14 protein-coding genes and 1 tRNA gene are annotated in these 15389 nt (G+C 68.2%); 9 read left to right on the forward strand and 6 right to left on the reverse strand.

What is annotated here, in order from left to right:
* Nucleotides 1–2: 2 nt before the first annotated feature.
* From ACQE3M_RS05840 to ACQE3M_RS05850, 3 genes are all read right to left on the reverse strand, one after another.
* Nucleotides 3–395 carry a DUF7318 family protein gene (locus ACQE3M_RS05840; RefSeq protein WP_430504529.1) on the reverse strand — a complete coding sequence of 131 codons (393 nt, stop codon included), beginning with the start codon at nt 393–395 and terminating at the stop codon, nt 3–5.
* Nucleotides 392–1045 (reverse strand): plastocyanin/azurin family copper-binding protein, encoded by a 654-nt coding sequence (locus ACQE3M_RS05845; RefSeq protein ID WP_430504530.1) that lies wholly within the window; start codon nt 1043–1045, stop codon nt 392–394. The genes ACQE3M_RS05840 and ACQE3M_RS05845 overlap by 4 nt, the downstream gene beginning before the upstream one ends.
* Nucleotides 1046–1251: 206 nt before the next feature.
* Nucleotides 1252–2151, reverse strand: coding sequence for a DUF7319 domain-containing protein (locus tag ACQE3M_RS05850; protein ID WP_430504531.1), 900 nt, complete (start codon nt 2149–2151; stop codon nt 1252–1254).
* A gap of 1216 nt (nt 2152–3367) precedes the next feature.
* On the opposite strand from ACQE3M_RS05850, the gene nth reads away from it, so the two are divergent.
* Nucleotides 3368–4057 (forward strand): endonuclease III, encoded by a 690-nt coding sequence (gene nth / locus ACQE3M_RS05855; RefSeq protein ID WP_430504532.1) that lies wholly within the window; start codon nt 3368–3370, stop codon nt 4055–4057.
* A 32-nt stretch (nt 4058–4089) separates the two neighbouring features.
* Here the strand turns inward: nth and ACQE3M_RS05860 are convergent, their stop codons facing one another.
* Both ACQE3M_RS05860 and ACQE3M_RS05865 read right to left on the reverse strand, forming a co-directional pair.
* Complete coding sequence (locus tag ACQE3M_RS05860) at nt 4090–4569, reverse strand: DUF7321 family protein (protein ID WP_430504533.1); 480 nt, start codon at nt 4567–4569, stop codon at nt 4090–4092.
* Nucleotides 4570–4667: 98 nt separating this feature from the next.
* Nucleotides 4668–7211: a DUF2298 domain-containing protein gene (locus tag ACQE3M_RS05865; protein WP_430504534.1), complete on the reverse strand. Its 2544-nt coding sequence runs from the start codon at nt 7209–7211 to the stop codon at nt 4668–4670.
* Nucleotides 7212–8152: 941 nt separating this feature from the next.
* On the opposite strand from ACQE3M_RS05865, the gene ACQE3M_RS05870 reads away from it, so the two are divergent.
* The 4 genes from ACQE3M_RS05870 (at nt 8153) to eif1A (ending at nt 10193) form a co-directional block, all read left to right on the forward strand.
* Nucleotides 8153–9001 carry a glycosyltransferase gene (locus ACQE3M_RS05870; protein WP_430504535.1) on the forward strand — a complete coding sequence of 283 codons (849 nt, stop codon included), beginning with the start codon at nt 8153–8155 and terminating at the stop codon, nt 8999–9001.
* A complete protein-coding gene (locus ACQE3M_RS05875; RefSeq protein WP_430504536.1) occupies nt 9001–9450 on the forward strand; it encodes a GtrA family protein in 450 nt (149 codons plus the stop codon). Before ACQE3M_RS05870 ends, ACQE3M_RS05875 begins: the two co-directional genes overlap by 1 nt.
* A 187-nt stretch (nt 9451–9637) precedes the next feature.
* Nucleotides 9638–9712: transfer RNA gene (locus ACQE3M_RS05880), tRNA-Met, on the forward strand.
* A 196-nt stretch (nt 9713–9908) separates the two neighbouring features.
* Complete coding sequence (eif1A, locus tag ACQE3M_RS05885) at nt 9909–10193, forward strand: translation initiation factor eIF-1A (RefSeq protein WP_430504537.1); 285 nt, start codon at nt 9909–9911, stop codon at nt 10191–10193.
* Between the two features lie 1036 nt (nt 10194–11229).
* Here eif1A and ACQE3M_RS05890 read toward each other — a convergent pair.
* Nucleotides 11230–11736 carry a nucleoside deaminase gene (locus tag ACQE3M_RS05890; RefSeq protein WP_430504538.1) on the reverse strand — a complete coding sequence of 169 codons (507 nt, stop codon included), beginning with the start codon at nt 11734–11736 and terminating at the stop codon, nt 11230–11232.
* Nucleotides 11737–11876: 140 nt separating this feature from the next.
* Between ACQE3M_RS05890 and ACQE3M_RS05895 the strand changes: the two genes are divergently transcribed.
* From ACQE3M_RS05895 to mtnP, 4 genes are all read left to right on the forward strand, one after another.
* A complete protein-coding gene (locus ACQE3M_RS05895) occupies nt 11877–12572 on the forward strand; it encodes a phosphoribosyltransferase (protein ID WP_430504539.1) in 696 nt (231 codons plus the stop codon).
* Between the two features lie 97 nt (nt 12573–12669).
* A complete protein-coding gene (locus ACQE3M_RS05900; RefSeq protein ID WP_430504712.1) occupies nt 12670–13359 on the forward strand; it encodes an HD domain-containing protein in 690 nt (229 codons plus the stop codon).
* Nucleotides 13360–14319 carry an AEC family transporter gene (locus ACQE3M_RS05905; RefSeq protein WP_430504540.1) on the forward strand — a complete coding sequence of 320 codons (960 nt, stop codon included), beginning with the start codon at nt 13360–13362 and terminating at the stop codon, nt 14317–14319.
* 79 nt (nt 14320–14398) lie between these two features.
* Nucleotides 14399–15259 carry an S-methyl-5'-thioadenosine phosphorylase gene (gene mtnP / locus ACQE3M_RS05910; protein WP_430504541.1) on the forward strand — a complete coding sequence of 287 codons (861 nt, stop codon included), beginning with the start codon at nt 14399–14401 and terminating at the stop codon, nt 15257–15259.
* Nucleotides 15260–15389 lie beyond the last annotated feature (130 nt).

Here is a 15389-nt window from a genome sequence, read left to right on the forward strand (position 1 = left end):
TGTTATCGCTTGTAGTAGGGGTACACCGCGCGTTTGAGCGTGTCCCAGGCGTCCTCGGGCTCGGCCAGCGTTTCACCCTCCATCTGCTCCTCGCGGATGTAGAGGTCCTCCCACTTCCGACGACGCTTCTTGACGACCATCACGTCCGGGAGGAACTCCTTCCGGTACAGCACCAGGATGAACGCGAGGTCGATGAACACGAACGAGAGCACCCCGGCCAGGAACATGTTGCCGCCCTCGGTCGAGGCCCAGCCGCTCATCAGTCCGAAGACGAACATGAACACGAACAGGACCTCGATGACCGTCAGGAGGACGATAGCGATGGCCGCAGCCGTGCTCTCCCGTGCGGGTTCGTACCGGTGGATGTCTCCGTAGGAGGACTCGTTCGAGCTCATTCGTTCCCTCCGTGACCCGAGTGCGGGGTTTCACCGTATTTCAGCACGTAGAACGTGAACACGAGCGTCAGGCCGATCCCGACGCCGGCGGCGCTGCCCACCCAGTGCGGGTGCAGCGGGACGCCGATGTTGTGCAGGTCCGGCCAGCCGGTCGGGGCACCGCCGGTCTCGACCGTCGGAACGTCCTCGCCGACGGCGATACCGCCGTGCATGCCGACCGTCGCGTGCGGCTGACACTGGTAGTGGATGATGCCTTTGTTCTCCTCGGTCAGATCGACGGAGAACGTGTGTCCCCCCTCGCCGACGACCTCACTCTGGAACTCCGCAGGCCCCTCGACGGTCTCGACGTTGTGTTTCCCGCCGTTACCGGTCCATTCCCAGGTGATCGTCGTGCCCGGATCGACCCAGACCTTCGTCGGGCCGAAGGCCAGCCCGTCGCCGGCGCCGACCTCGATGGTCACTTCGTCCTGCCCTCGGGCGTCCGTATAGCTCCCGAGGTTCGCGTTCTCGACCCCGGAGGGCCACTCGGGGCGGACCGAGGCTCCACCACCCCCGCCTTCCTGCGCTGCGACCGTCCCGGTCGCCGCAGCGGAGGACGCGACAGCGGCGGTGGCACCGCCGGCCGTACGCATAAAGTCCCGCCGTTTCATACAGTCCGAGGTCAGGACGGAGCGCGCTTAAACCCACCGACTAACGACGGCCAGTTCACCGTCGCTTTCACGCCTCTGTCCGGCGTTCTCGGCAGTTTCGGTTCGGCGGTTCCGGCTCGTTCGTGCTCCGAAACTGGACAGCTATCGGTCGTCGCTATCGCCCGTCGCTATCGCCCGTCGCTCTCGCCCGTGCCAACCGATCGTCGCTACCGACCGTCGCGCTCGACGGACTCGGCCTCCTCCTCGATCGGGACGAACTCCGGTCGCTCCTCGGCCGCCCGGAGCGCGCGCAGGCGCTCCCGGTACTCCTCCGAGCGGAACCGGTCCGACAGGCGCGCGTTCGCGACCGTCGAGAAGAGGAACAGGCCGGCGACGAGGAACAGCAGCCCCATCACCGGAGCGACGATGGTCTCGACGCCCAGCAGGATCCAGGCACCGATGAGCGCGACCCCGCCGACCAGCTGGGCGCCGGCGACGACCTGGAGCATCAGGTTCCCGAACTCGCCCGTTCCCTGCGGGACGCTTTCGGGGTCCGGCAGCGACCAGTCGTCCGGGGGCTCCGGGACGTCGTAGCTGTCCATCGAACAGAGCGCGACGATGGGCTCGACGTCCCGCAGCACGGTCCCCTGCCCGCGGACCTGTCCGGTCGGGTGGACGATGGCGTACCCCTCGTCGGAGTAGACGACGACCCGCGGCTCGCCGTCCTCCTCGACGCGCTCGAGGACCCCGAACACGTCCCGCGTCGCGATCCGGCTCTTCAGCTCGTCGGCGACGCGGTCGAGCAGCTCCTCGCCGGTGATCCAGGTGTCCGGGTCGAACGCGGCGTCCCACTCCTGGGCGGACATCTGCGCCATGTCCGACGGCCCGAACTCGTCGAAGTCGTACGTCTCCTCGACCTTCTCCCGGAGGGCTTCGAGGTCGTCCGGCTCCTCGGGCGTCTCTGCGGGGTCGTCGCTGACGGGCTCCGTGGGTGCGTCCTCGGTGGCGTCGGCGTCCGCGGTCGCCTCGGCACCCCTGGCCTGGTCGGAGTCCTCGGTGGCAACTCCCGGGCCATCGCTGGCTGCCTCGTCGGCGTCGCCCACCGAGTCGTCCGCGGAATCGTTCATTATGGCTCACTACGGGGTCAGGACTCCTTAGGGTGACGGTCCACGCTCACGTGAGGAAGTCTGACCGGGAGCTGGATCCGGCGACCCCGCGTCCGGCGTTGTTGGTGACGTCACTCAGGATGGCTCGAAATCGCCAGTCGAGGACCAGTTGCGCTTATAAATAAAATAGCTGACGTCGCTGACGAGACCACTCAGCATGCCCGGAAAGCCCCTGCCGTTGACCGGTAGTGCTTATAAATAAACCTGGTTAGCGTTGCTAGCGACACCACTGGGCACACGTAGAAAGCCCCAGCCGCTGAGCGGTCGCACTTTTAAATGAAGACGGTCGGCGTTGCTTGCAACACCACTCGGCACACGTAGAAAGCCCCAGCCGCTGAGCGGTCGCGCTGCTCGCTGCGCTCCTCACCCGGCTCACTCGCTCCCTTCGGTCGCTCGCTCGCCGGGTTGCGGTGCTTGCTTCGCAGGGCGTCCCGCTCAGCGGCTGCCCCTTTCAGTCCCACCCGGGAGTGGTGGCTGGGGCGTCGCGCGCGGCGGTTCTTTGGCGGTCGTCGCTCGCCGGCTGTTCGGCGTGCGACGTGGGGCGGTCGGCGCGCGCGAGCAACGCGTGCGAGGGAGGCCGGGGCGCGCCGGAGCGGTGTCCTCGTGAGCAGCGAGAGACCGGAGGTCTCTCGGGCAGCCGGCGCGCCGATGGCGCGCCGGCGACGAAGCGAACGAGGGGCCGGAAGTCGCAGCCCGGCAGCCCGCTACCGCAGGCAGCCCGGAACGTCTTCCGAGGCTGGGCCGGCGCGCCCCGGCCGAGGCTGGGGAGGGCTGAGGTATTGCGGTCGCGTTGCGGTCGCCTTTGCCGTCGCGGTTGCGGTCCTGGCGGACTGAAAGGGCGACGGCCGCTCGCGCCGGAGGGGAGTCGCTGAGACAGGCACTATCTGCGCGGGCGGTGCGGAGAGCGCAGATATCCTGCTCAGCGACCGCGAGCGGCCGAGGGCTTTCTGGGTGTTCGCGGTGCTGGCAAGCGCAGCAGCGTCTGCACCTGTGGATCCAGTTTATAAGCAAGAGCGGTCGAGGGCTTTCTGGGTGTTTGCGGTGCTGTCGAGAGCAAGTCCGTATCACCTCTCTAAATTAGCTTATAAAGAGCGGCCGAATCCAATCGGCACGAACCCCGCCATACCGGTTAATAAGACTCCGAACCGTTCAACACGATTGCCGCCAACCAATACCCATGGGAACGGCACTTGATACGCCCGAGGAGCAGGTCGAGGAGGTCCTCGACCGGCTCTACGAGGAGTATCCGGATTCGACGATCTCGCTGGAGTTCTCCAACCGACTCGAACTGCTCATCGCGGTCATCCTCTCGGCGCAGTGCACGGACGAGCGCGTCAACAAGGTCACCGACGAGCTGTTCGAGAAGTACGACGGCCCCGAGGACTACGCCGCGGTCGACCAGGACGAGCTCGCGGAGGATATCAACTCGATCACCTACTTCAACAACAAGGCCGGGTACATCACGTCGGCCTGCGAGACCATCGTCGACGAGCACGACGGCGAGGTGCCGGACACGATGTCCGAGCTCACCGACCTCCCCGGCGTTGGCCGGAAGACCGCCAACGTCGTGCTTCAGCACGGCCACGACGTCGTCGAGGGGATCGTCGTCGACACCCACGTCCAGCGCCTCTCACAGCGCCTGGGGATCGTCGAGGAAGAACGTCCTGAGAAGATCGAAGACGAGCTCAGGGAGATCGTCCCCGAGGAGGACTGGCAGCAGCTGACCCACCTGATGATCGACCACGGCCGCGCGACGTGCACCGCACGCAATCCCGACTGCGAGGACTGCGTGCTCGAGGACATCTGCCCCTCCTCGAAGGTGGACAACGGCGTTGACCTCGCGGACGGCGAGAATTGGGAGAACTGAGGCCGCTCGAGTTACTTCCGGCTTTTCTGCCTTCAGGCCAGATGCAGCGCGTAGAACCGATACAGCCCCGTTAGCCACGCGCCGATCCAGAGGAGCGTGTAGCCGAACACGCCGACGCGGAGGCGCGTCCGCCAGTGGCCCATGTTCTCGTGGAGGTCGTCGAGGTCGACGTCTCGGTCGGGGTCGCTGTACAGGTTCGCGTTCCGCTTCGCCTGGAAAATGCGGACGATCCCCGTCAGCGCGAACCCCAGCAGGGCGTACGCCTGGAGGCCGAGGAACGCGTGGATCATCGCGAGCCCGGACAGCTGGTTGAACAGCCGGGGGATCATCCACCCGACGAGCGGCCCGGTCGTCAGGACCAGGCCGACGACGATGAACTTGAGGTGGTAGACGAGCGTGTCCCAGGTGACGGTCTCGGCGTCGATCATAATCCACGCCCCGTAGAGGAAGAAGGGGAGGCTCGCGGTCACCGACAGCGCGACGAGGGTGGCCACGACCGAGGCATCGACCATACGAGCGCTAGGAGCGGAACCGCGTAAAGTCCCCCGATCGGATTTTGTTACGTGAGAGCCGGCGACAGGCTCAGGCCGGCGGAGTGCCCCGAATTCGGTCAGCTGTCCAACTCGTCCTGGTCGACGCGATAGATCGTGACGGCGTCCGTCTCGTACGCGACCTCGACACCCTGGAGGTCCGCGAACTCGACGGTGCCGTAGCGCTGGCGCTCCGTCGGCCCGACCCACACGTACGTCACGTCGTACTCGTCGAGGACCGCCGCCTGCTCCGCGTTGGTGCCGGCGTACGCGCGGTCGACGTCCGCGACGCGGTCGAAGTACGGCTCGGCGCCCCGGTAGCCGACCTCGTGGACCCAGCCGGCGACGGTCGGGATGCCGGTCAGGCTCGACGCGGGGTTCGCCCGCCAGGTGTAGATGCCCGGCGTGCCCGGGTCCTTCGCGAGCCCCCCCGGCGACCGACTCGTCCCGGGTGCCTCCAGCAGCGTGTCCTCGTGGGTCGCTCGCGAGTCCAGCCAGCGGATCGCCCGCATCTCAGCCGGATGCTCGCGGTCGGCAAAGGCCGTCGCGTCCAGCGTCTCGACGTCGTGCGCCGCGAAGTGGTTGTCGAGCGCGAGCGCCGCGTACGGGACGGTCGAGAGCACGAGCAGCCCGACGAACACTTTCGCCAGCGTCCCGCTGGCGGGGAGTCGCCGTCGCACCCGACCGAGCAGGCCGGTTTCGGAGGTCCGGTCGGTAGCGTTGCCGGCGCGGGCCGCCGCGTCGGCGACCGCGTCGCGAACGCCGGCGAACCCGTTCGCCCACAGCTCCGCGAGGGTCACGCCGATGGCGGCCGCCCAGAGCACCCAGACCTGGAAGTACACCTTGAACACCGTGTTCATCCGTCCCGGTCCGGCCTGCTCCGCGACGTAGACGATCTCCACGAGGCCGACGAGGCCGGCGCCGCCGACCAACAGGGCCGTCTCGAAGCCGACGTCGCGGTCCAGCCGGAGCGCCGCCCAGCCGAACACGAGCACCGGGCCGACGACCGCGAGCGCGGGGAAGCCGGCGAGCAGCCCGGCGACGACGAGCGCGAGGGCGCCGACGAGCAGGGGAAGCCAGCCGTTCGAGCGGGCCGGGGGCGTCGCGGTTGCCGTCGCCGTACCCGTTGCCGGTGCCGTCGCCGTCTCAGCACCCGACGCCGCAACGTCGCCGCCCTGGAGCAGGCGCCCGAACAGGTACGCGAGGAACGCGGCCACGAACGCACCGTGGACGATCAGCAGCGAGCCGACGTTCGCGCGGTCGGCCGGGTCGAGCAGGGTCGGCTCCTGGCCGGTCGCGGCCCCGAAGAAGAAGGGGGCGCCGAGGAGGAACCCGACCACGCCGGCGACGCCGGCGACGACGAGCGCGCCGCCCGTTCGCTCGAGTTCCGTGGCGAGGACGCCCGTCCCGAGTCGTTCCCGGAGGGCAGCAACGGTCTCGTCGCCGCGGGGCAGCAGCGTGAGGGGCGTCGCGGGCGCGAAGGCGAGGGCCAGCCAGACGACGCCGACGAGCGTCGGGAAGTCCCAGGTGTGGACGACGATGATCGTCCCGCCGAGCAGCGGGACCGCGCCGAACACGAGCGCGCGGCGACGACGCAGGTCCGCGGCGGGCGTGCGCCAGTACGCGTGGGCGATCCCGGCGCCGAGCAGGAGGAAGGGGGCGACCATCATGTGCGCGTGGAGGTCGCCGTTCAGGAAGCCGAAGAACGGGAACTCGTTGATCGTGCCGGGGATGACCCGGCTCGCGGTCCAGTAGTAGAAGTCGCCGGTCCCGGCCAGCAGCTCCTCGGCGCTGACGCGGCTGCGCGCGGCGACGAATCCGGCCAGCGCCGTCGCCAGCCCGTCGGGGAGCAGGCTCAGGGCCAGTCGGCCGGCAGTGACGAGGTTGCTCGCGAGGCCGACGAAGAACGCCGCCGCGAGCCCAGCGCGGATGCCGTGAGCGGAAGGGTCCGTTCCTTCACCCGAGTCCCCGCGGTCGACGGCCCGGCCCGCCGCGATACCGCGAGCAAGCTCGAAGGCGGCGGTCACGAGGGTGGCGTAGAACCCGGCAAGGGCAAGGTTGTACGCGTACGCGGGCGGGGTCGACGTTAGTCGCGTCAGCAGCGACGCGGCGAGGTGGCCGCCGTAGTAGTAGTTCACCGGCTCGCCGGCGAACCACATGTCGTACGGCGGGAGCGTCTCCGCGCGGAGCAGCGTCCGCAGCAGGCCGTAGTCGAGGAACTTCTCGCCGCCGAGCGCGCTCACCGCCGGGTCCGCGCCGCGCACGAGGACGAGCAGGAGGTAGGCCGCGAGGAAGACGAGCGCGGCCGGCGCGGCGGCCCGCGGGTCGACGCGGTCCAGGTCGGGAGCGAGCTGTACCCGCCCGCTGCGTAGCGCCTCCCGGTCCAGGCCGGCCGCCGCGGAGAGCCCGGCGAGCGCGAGCAGCCCGAGCCATAGCGTGTGTCGGCCGAAGCTCACCTGGCCGGTCCAGTAGCCGACGACCGTGAGCGTGAACACGGCCACGATGGGCGCGAACCCGACGCCGTGACCGGGGACGCGCTCGAAGACCCGCGCACAGAGCGGGAACGCCAGCGCGGAGAGGGCGGCCAACGCGAGGAGCCACCAGCCGACGAGAAGGTATTCCATGCCGGGGAGAGATGCGCCATCCCCCATACGTTTTCGGATTTTTGGCGATCCGTGGGTCGTTCTGCTGCCGTTGCTGGCGACGCTACTGGACACATCCAGAATGAACGGTTCTCTGACCGATCGCGCTTATAGATGGGGCCGGTTCATCTCACTTGCGACACCACTCGGTACACGTAGAAAGCCCCAGCCTTTGAGCGGTCGCACTTATAAACAAAGTCGGTTCACCTCGCTTACGACACCACTCAGCATGCCCAGAAAGCCCCAGCCGCTGAGCGCTCGCGCTGCTCGCTGCGCTCCTCACCCGGCTCTCTCGCTCCCTTCGGTCGCTCGTTCGCCGGGATTGCGGTGCTAGCTTCGCAGTGCGTCCCGCTCAGCGGCTGCCCCTTTCAGTCCCGCCCACTGAGTGGTGGCCGGGCGTCGCTCGCGGCGGTTGGGTTGCCGACGACATGCGCCGGCTGTCCGGCGTGCGGTGCGGGGCGGTCGGCGCGCGCGAGCAACGCGTGCGAGGGAGGCCGGTGGCGCGCCGCGCGGTGCTGGGCCGGCGCGCCCCGGCCGAGGCTGGGGAGGACTGAGGATGGCGGTTGCGGTGCGGTGGCGGTTGCGGTGCGGTTGCCGTCGCGGTCCTGGCGGACTGAAAGGGCGAGGGCCGGTCGCGCCGCAGGGGAGTCGCTCCGCCGACCCCTATCCGCGCGAGCTGTGCGGAGAGCGCGGATATGTCGCGGAGCGACCGCGAGCGGCCGAGGGCTTTCTGGGTGTCTGCGGTGCTGTCAAGTGTAGCAGCGTCTGTACCTCCCTTTTAAACAAAATCGCGGTTGAGGACGTTCCAGCCGACCGCAACTGAAAGTACAGCTTTCGCGACCATTGCCCAGTTATAAAGACGGGAGCCACAGAATGCCCCGCAAGTCAAACCCCTTTTCACGACCAACAGAATAGCGGTAGCTATGACACGGAGCCTCGGGATCGTCGTCCCCGCGTTCCGGCCCGACGTCGAGCGACTGGGCCGGTACGTCCGGGCTATCGACGATCGGCTCGCCCCGGAGACGCTCCGGATCGAGCTCGACGACCCCGACCAGGCGGTCGTCGACGCGCTGGCGGACCTCCCGGCGACGGTCAACGCCGTCGCCCGCCGGCGCGGCAAGGGGGCGGCCATCACCGCGGGCTTCGACGCGCTCTCGACGGACGTCCTCGCGTTCGCCGACGCGGACGGCGCCACCCCGGCCGAGTCGCTTTCGGCGGTCGTGACGCCGGTCCTGGACGACGATGCGGATCTGTCGGTCGGATCGCGGCGCCATCCCGAGTCCGACGTCGGCGGCCACCAGGGCGTCGTCCGGCGGTTCCTCGGGGACGGCTTCGCCTGGCTCGCTCGGCGGATGCTCGACGCGCAGCTGTACGACTACCAGTGCGGCGCCAAAGCGCTCTCCGCGGAGTTCTGGGAGGCAGTCCGCGGGGAGATCTACGAGCCCGGCTTCGCCTGGGACATCGAGCTCGTCGCGCTGGTCGCCGCCCACGGCGGGCGCGTGCGCGAGGTGCCGATCTCGTGGGAGGACCAGCCCGGATCCACGGTCGACCCCGTCGCGGACACGCTCCGAATGTTCCGTGGGCTCGCGGTCGCCCGGCACCGAGCGCGCGCCGTCCAGGGGAGCACGATCCACCGCGCGCTCCGGGAGGCGGTCGAAGAGGACGTCGCGTCGGTGTCCGACCGCGTCGCGTCGGATAGTGCGGCGTCGAACAGCGTCTCGTCGGACAGCGTCACGTCGGACACGGAGCCCGGATCCGGGGGGTCCGACTGATGGCTCACGACTCCGTCGAGGAGCTCGCGGCCGGCACCCGGTTCGGGAAGTTCCTCTCCGTCGGCGCCGCCGGGGCCGTCGTCGACGTCTCCGTGAGCTCGGTGCTGACGCTGGCCGCGATCCTCCCGCCGCAGTGGGCGAAGCTCGTCGGCGCGGAGATCGCCATCGTGCTGATGTTCCTCGTCAACGACCACTGGACGTTCCCCGAGGAGGGCGCGCTCGGGCTGGTGCCGAAGCTCCGCCGCCTGCTCAAGTCGAACCTCGTGCGCACGGCCGGCCTCGCGGTCCAGTTCGCGGTCGTGGCGTTCCTGACGGGCCTCGACGTGCAGGTCGTCGTCCTCGACACGGATATCTGGGACGTCGTGACGCTCCCCATCGCCATCGCGTTCTCCTTCGTCATCAACTACGTCGCCGAGAGCCTGATCACGTGGCGCGTGACCGCCAGCTGAGCGGGCGTTTCCGACCGTCGCTCTCGGAGTGGCGCGCCGTCCACCACCGCTGCCGGACTCGAACGTCGTGTTCCTCCCGTCGTCGGCCGCTCAGAGCGGCGTTTCTACTTATAAATGATCGACGGCGGAATCGGGATACGGCATCCGAATCAGAACCCTTAACCGTTCCACCCGCATTTGATGACATAGCGGGATGGGATAGCCAGGAGATTCCGCCGGGCTCATAACCCGGAGATCGGTGGTTCAAATCCACTTCCCGCTACTCTCCTGCACTCGTTTCACGCTCGATAGCTCGGCGTGGGCGACCGCAATTCCCGTTTCTTCGATGCCGGATTCGAGCCGGTAGCAGCTGGTCTCGCGCGGTCGAGCGCTTCGATATTCGGCAGGCGCTCGCCGCGTGGTACGCCCCGCCCTCACACGATCCAACCCCTTAAACCGCTGGGCCGTCTATTTATGTTGTGAGTGAGAATTCGGGGCGCCGAGATCTTCGGATGCCCAATGACGAGCAGGTTTTTGCAGTTGTCACCGAGATGCTGGGTCATAGCCGCGTAACGCTGCGCTGTGCCGACGGTGAGGAGCGAATGGGTCGGATCCCCGGCCGCATGAAGTACCGCAACTGGATCAATCAGGGCGACGTCGTGCTGGCCGAGCCGTGGTCGTTCCAGGACGAGAAGGCGAACGTCGAGTACCGCTACGACGACTCGGCCGCGGACCAGCTGCGCCGCGAAGGCCACATTCAGTAACGCAGTATCTTTTCAGCGTTTTCGACGCGTAGCGGACGCGCTGTATCGGTTTGTCGGTGGATTGGATTTCCGCAGATATCGCTTGTGACCCGATAGCAACGCGAACATTCGGGGAGTTTCCTGGGTCGCACTTTATAAGCCGGTTTAGAGGGGTGATACGGTCTTGCTCTTGACAGCACCGCAAACACCGGGAAAGCCCTCGGCCGCTCTTTATAAGCAGGTTTGAACTGGTGATTCGGTCTTGCTTTAGACAGCACCGCAAACTTCTCGAAAGCCCTCGGCCGCTCGCGGTCGCTGAGCAGGATATCTGCGCTCTCCGCACCACCCGCGCAGATAGGGCCTGACTCAGCGACTCCCCTGCGGCGCGACCGGCCGTCGCCCTTTCAGTCCGCCAGGACCGCGACCGCACAGCAACCGCGACAGCACCGCGACGGCGACGCGACCGCCCAGCAACCGCAATCCTCAGTCCTCCCCAGCCTCGGCCGGGGCGCGCCGGCCCAGCACCGCGTCGGCGCGCCCCGGCCTCCCTCGCACGCGTTTCTCGCGCGCGCCACCGCACCAGCGCCGCGACGGCCAACCAACCGCCGCGAGCGACGCCCAGGCCACCACTCCTGGGCGGGACTGAAAGGGGCAGCCGCTGAGCGGGACACCCTGCGACGCAAGCGACGCGAGAGCGAAGCTCTCGCTAGTCTGAGTCTTCGACTCAGGCACCGCAATCCCGGCGAGCGACCGAACGGAGTGAGGGAGCGAGCCGGGTGAGGAGCGCAGCGAGCAGTGCGACCGCCTCAGCGGCTGGGGCTTTCCGGGCATGCTGAGTGGTGTCGATCACGACGAAGCCTGATCTTATTTATAAGTGCGACAGCTCAATGGCTGGGGTTATCTGTGCATGCTAATTGGTGTCGCCCGCGACGACGATCAAACAACCGCAGGAGAAAGGCGTCCCCGTGTTCGCCCAACTCTGGCTTACTCCTGAGACGTCGCTCGCGACAGTCGGTTATCCTAACACCAACTCACGAAATCCAGATCAAGCGACAGTCTACACTGACGACCAGTCGTAGGCCTCGTGCACGCGACGCCCCTCCTCGTTCAGCACGGGCCCGACCACTTCGGTAACGCCGGCGAGCACGTCGCTCGACCGAACCTCCGGCTCTGGTCGGCCCGTGAACGCGGCGACCTCGTCGCTGCCGACGCTGTAGACGACACGCCCGAGCGCGGCGTACCGGAGTCCGCCGGCACACATCGGGCACGGCTCCGTGCTCGTGTACATGACCGTGCGCGCGCGTTCGGCCGGCGAGAACTCCCGGGCGGCCCGCTCCGCCAGGTCGAGCTCGGGGTGGCGTCGCAGGTCGTCCTCGGTGTTGACGCGGTTCGACGCCTCGGCGACCACCTCGTCGTCGCGGACGAGCACGGAGCCGAACGGTTCGTCGCCGCGGGCGGCCGCCTCGCGAGCGAGGTCGCAGGCGCGTCGGAGGTGCGCCTCGTGGTCGAAGTCGTCGAGCGGGCTGTCTCCGGCATCGACTGCGTCGGGGTCCTCGTCGACCATATGCGAGCCGACGCAGGGAAGGGTTATGGCCGTTGGGGACCCGTCGGTCCGAGGCCGTCCGCAGGCCGTGGGCCGGCGGTCCGCCGCAGCCGGCCAGCCTATAAACCCTTATGCCGGCTCGGGCGCCAGTTCGACCCGTCATGAGTGACCTCCCGGACGACTTCACATGTACTATCACCAACTGGGAGTACATCTACGGGCTCTGCCGGAACGTCTCCAACCAGGTCAAGCGGGCCGAGTTCGAGCCGGACGTCGTCGTCGCGCTCGCCCGCGGCGGCTGGTTCGCGGGCCGCTGTCTCTGCGACTTCCTCGGGCTCAACGACCTGACGAGCCTGAAGATGGAGCATTACGTCGGGACCGCCGAGAAGGCCGACGAGCCGCAGGTCCGGTACCCGATGCCGGAGGGTAGCGTCGAGGACAAGGACGTGCTCATCATCGACGACATCGCCGACACCGGCGGGTCGATCCGGCGCGCCGAGGAGTACGTCGAGGACCGGAACCCGAACGAGGTCCGGACGGCGACGCTCCAGCTGCTCCAGACCTCCGAGTTCGAGCCGGACTACGTCGGCGAGCAGCTCGAGGAGTGGGCCTGGATCGTCTACCCGTGGAACTTCATCGAGGACATGATCGACCTCGTCTCCGGGGTCATGGAGCAGGCCGACCGGACCGAGTTCGACGAGGAGGACATCCGCCACTACCTCTCGGAGTTCCACAGCGTCGACCGCATCGAGATGGAGATCGCCCAGCCCGACCGGCTGACCGAGGTGCTCACGGAGATGGAGCGCCGCGACGTGATCGCCCCGGCCGGGCCGGATAGCTGGCGACTCGCCGACTGACGTGCCCGGGGACTCGTCCGACGGTGGCGACGGCGACGACGGCGACCCGATCGACGGCGACCCGATCGACGGCGGCGGCGTCACCGACTCGACTGCCATGGAGGAGTCCGAACCCGACCCTGACACCGACGCCGACCCTGACACCGACGCCGACCTCGACGCTGACGCCGAACTCGACGCGCTTCTCGACGCCCTCCAGCTCAAGGACGAGCGCCGCACCGGCTGGCAGCTCCGCGGCGTCGACGACCCGGAGTCCGTCGCGGGCCACTCGTGGGGCGTCGCCTATCTCTGCCTCGCTCTCGCCGACCGATTCCGGGCGGACCTCCCCGACCTCGATCTCGACCGCGCGCTCCGGCTCGCCGTCGTTCACGACGTCGCCGAAGCCGAAACCGGTGACGTGGCGACGCGGGCCGATTCGACGGTCGACACGGCCGACGTGCCGGACGCCGAGGAGAAGGAAGCCCTCGAGCGCGAGGCGATGGCGGATCTCGCCGGTCCGCTGCCGGACCACCTGCGGGACGCGTGGGAGGAGTACGAGGCCCGCGAGACGCCGGAAGCGATCCTCGTCAAGGAGCTCGACCTCGTGGAGATGTGCCTGCAGGCGCTGTTCTACGAGCGTCGCGACCGCTACGAGCCGAGCGAGGGCGAGCCGGCGGCGTTTCAGGAGTACGAGGCGCTCGACGAGTTCTTCGCGACGGCGGAGCCGCGCCTCCGGACTCCGACCGGGAAGGCGCTCGTCGCCCGGATCCGCGACCGTTACGAGGCTGCGAGGGATACGGACGGGTAAATGGTCGATCTCTTCGGTATCTTTGCCTCTGCGGTCGGTCCTATCGTCGCCATCGCGGGCGTCGGCTACGCGCTCGCGACGCTGAAGGACGTCGACCCCGAGCCGCTCAACACCGCCGTCGTCTACGTCTTCGCGCCGGCCCTGGTGTTCCACAGTCTCGCGGTGACGGAGCTGGCGGCGGGGACGCTCGCCCGCGTCGCCGTCGGTATCCTCGTCTTCACCGGCGTCATGCTCGGTATCTCCGAGTTCGTCGGCCGCGCGACCGGCGAGGAGGAGCCGGTACTCAGCGCGCTGTTGCTCGTCGCGGTCTTCTGTAACTCGGGGAACCTCGGCATTCCCGTCTCCGACTTCGCCTTCGGCGACGTGGGCCGGCAGACGGCCGTCCTCTTCCTCTCCGTGCAGGCCATGCTGATGTACACCGTCGGCGTCTACATCGCGTCGCGGAGCGGCGGGTCGTCCGGCCTCGCCGGCGTGAAGCGCGTGTTCCGGCTCCCGCTGCTGTACGCGGTCCTCGGGGCGTTACTGGCGCGCGCGCTGAACGTCGTCCCCGCGAGCGACACCGCCGGGATGCAGGTGCTCCAGCTCGTCGGCGACTCCTCGATCCCGGTGATGCTGCTCATCCTCGGGATCCAGCTCGCGCGAACGGATACGGGAGCCGCGGTCTCACAGGCCTGGAAGGGGACGGCGTTGAAGTTCGGCGTCGCCCCCGTGGTCGGGCTCGGCGTCGCGCTCCTGCTCGGCTTCGAGAACCCGACCGTCGCCCGCGTGTTCGTCCTCGAGACAGCGATGCCGGCGGCGGTGACGCCGGTCATTCTCGTCGTCGAGTTCGCCGCGGACCGCGAGGCGGGCGGCATCTCGGTGCCAGAGTACGTCTCGACCTGCGTCCTCGTCACGACGCTGCTGTCGATCCCGGTCCTCACGGCCGTGATCGCGGTCCTGCAGTCGGGGCTGGTGATCTGAGCGCCCGTCGTGGCCCCGAACCGGTCGCCGGCCACGCCGACTCACTCCTTATAAATATCGCCCGACCGGACTGTCGGGCATGATCGGCTTCATCGGCGGGAGCGGCATCTACGAGGCCCTCCCCCTGAACGACGTCCGCGAGGAGGAGTACACTACGCCGTACGGCAAACCGTCCGACGCCGTCACCATCGGCACGTTCGGCGACACCGGCCGCGAAGTCGCGTTCCTGCCCCGGCACGGGAGCCAGCACGGCGTGTCGCCGACGGACCTCCCCTACCGCGCCAACATGTACGCGCTGAAGCAGGCCGGCGTGACGCACATCTTCGCGTCGAACGCGGTCGGGAGTCTGAAGGAGGAGCTCGAGCCCGGCACGCTCGTCGTTCCGGACCAGATCTACGACCGGACGAAACACCGCGACCTCTCCTTCTACGGCGACGGCGTGGTCGTCCACCAGCCGTTCGCGGACCCGTACAGCCCGGAGCTCGTCGACCACCTCACCGAGGCCGCGGAAGCGACGACTGACGACGACACAAAGGTCGTGAAGGGCGGCACGTACGTCTGCATCGAGGGGCCGCAGTACTCCACGCGCGCCGAGTCGGAGTTCTACAAGTCGCAGGGCTGGGACGTCGTCGGGATGACCGCGATCCCCGAGGCGAAGCTCGCCCGCGAGGCGGAGATGGCCTACGCCACCATCGCCGGCGTCACCGACTACGACGTCTGGAAGGAGGACAGCGAGGTCACGCTCGAGGAGGTGCTGGAGAACGCCGAGCAGAACCAGGCTGCGATCAAGGCCGCCGTCGAGGAGGCGGTCCGCACGCTCCCCGAGGACCACGAGTGCGAGGCGCACTCGTCGCTCGAAGGCACGATCAACACGCCGACGGAAGCGATCCCCGAGGAAACCCGCGACCGCGTCGAGCCGCTGCTGGGCGAGTACCTGTAGCGGCCGACCCAGGCTTTACGCTTTTACGGAGTTGGAACTCAATTTCGTTATTCAGTTCGGGCGTCGGAACTAGAGCGCAAGAATTGGTCAGTACAGGGGGTGGGATTGTCGATTATCTTAGAATAGTATT

The organism is Halosubterraneus shenae (assembly GCF_050510935.1).
In the GTDB taxonomy this organism is placed as follows: Archaea; Halobacteriota; Halobacteria; order Halobacteriales; family Haloferacaceae; genus JBDGPU01.

Coding starts and splice junctions, on each gene's coding strand:
- ACQE3M_RS05890 (WP_430504538.1), bottom strand. CDS start 11,736: ATGGTCGACGAGGACCCCGACGCAGTCGATGCCGGAGACAGCCCGCTC.
- ACQE3M_RS05895 (WP_430504539.1), top strand. CDS start 11,877: ATGAGTGACCTCCCGGACGACTTCACATGTACTATCACCAACTGGGAG.
- ACQE3M_RS05845 (WP_430504530.1), bottom strand. CDS start 1,045: ATGAAACGGCGGGACTTTATGCGTACGGCCGGCGGTGCCACCGCCGCT.
- ACQE3M_RS05850 (WP_430504531.1), bottom strand. CDS start 2,151: ATGAACGATTCCGCGGACGACTCGGTGGGCGACGCCGACGAGGCAGCC.
- ACQE3M_RS05875 (WP_430504536.1), top strand. CDS start 9,001: ATGGCTCACGACTCCGTCGAGGAGCTCGCGGCCGGCACCCGGTTCGGG.
- ACQE3M_RS05840 (WP_430504529.1), bottom strand. CDS start 395: ATGAGCTCGAACGAGTCCTCCTACGGAGACATCCACCGGTACGAACCC.
- ACQE3M_RS05860 (WP_430504533.1), bottom strand. CDS start 4,569: ATGGTCGATGCCTCGGTCGTGGCCACCCTCGTCGCGCTGTCGGTGACC.
- ACQE3M_RS05900 (WP_430504712.1), top strand. CDS start 12,670: ATGGAGGAGTCCGAACCCGACCCTGACACCGACGCCGACCCTGACACC.
- nth (WP_430504532.1), top strand. CDS start 3,368: ATGGGAACGGCACTTGATACGCCCGAGGAGCAGGTCGAGGAGGTCCTC.
- ACQE3M_RS05905 (WP_430504540.1), top strand. CDS start 13,360: ATGGTCGATCTCTTCGGTATCTTTGCCTCTGCGGTCGGTCCTATCGTC.
- mtnP (WP_430504541.1), top strand. CDS start 14,399: ATGATCGGCTTCATCGGCGGGAGCGGCATCTACGAGGCCCTCCCCCTG.
- ACQE3M_RS05865 (WP_430504534.1), bottom strand. CDS start 7,211: ATGGAATACCTTCTCGTCGGCTGGTGGCTCCTCGCGTTGGCCGCCCTC.
- ACQE3M_RS05870 (WP_430504535.1), top strand. CDS start 8,153: ATGACACGGAGCCTCGGGATCGTCGTCCCCGCGTTCCGGCCCGACGTC.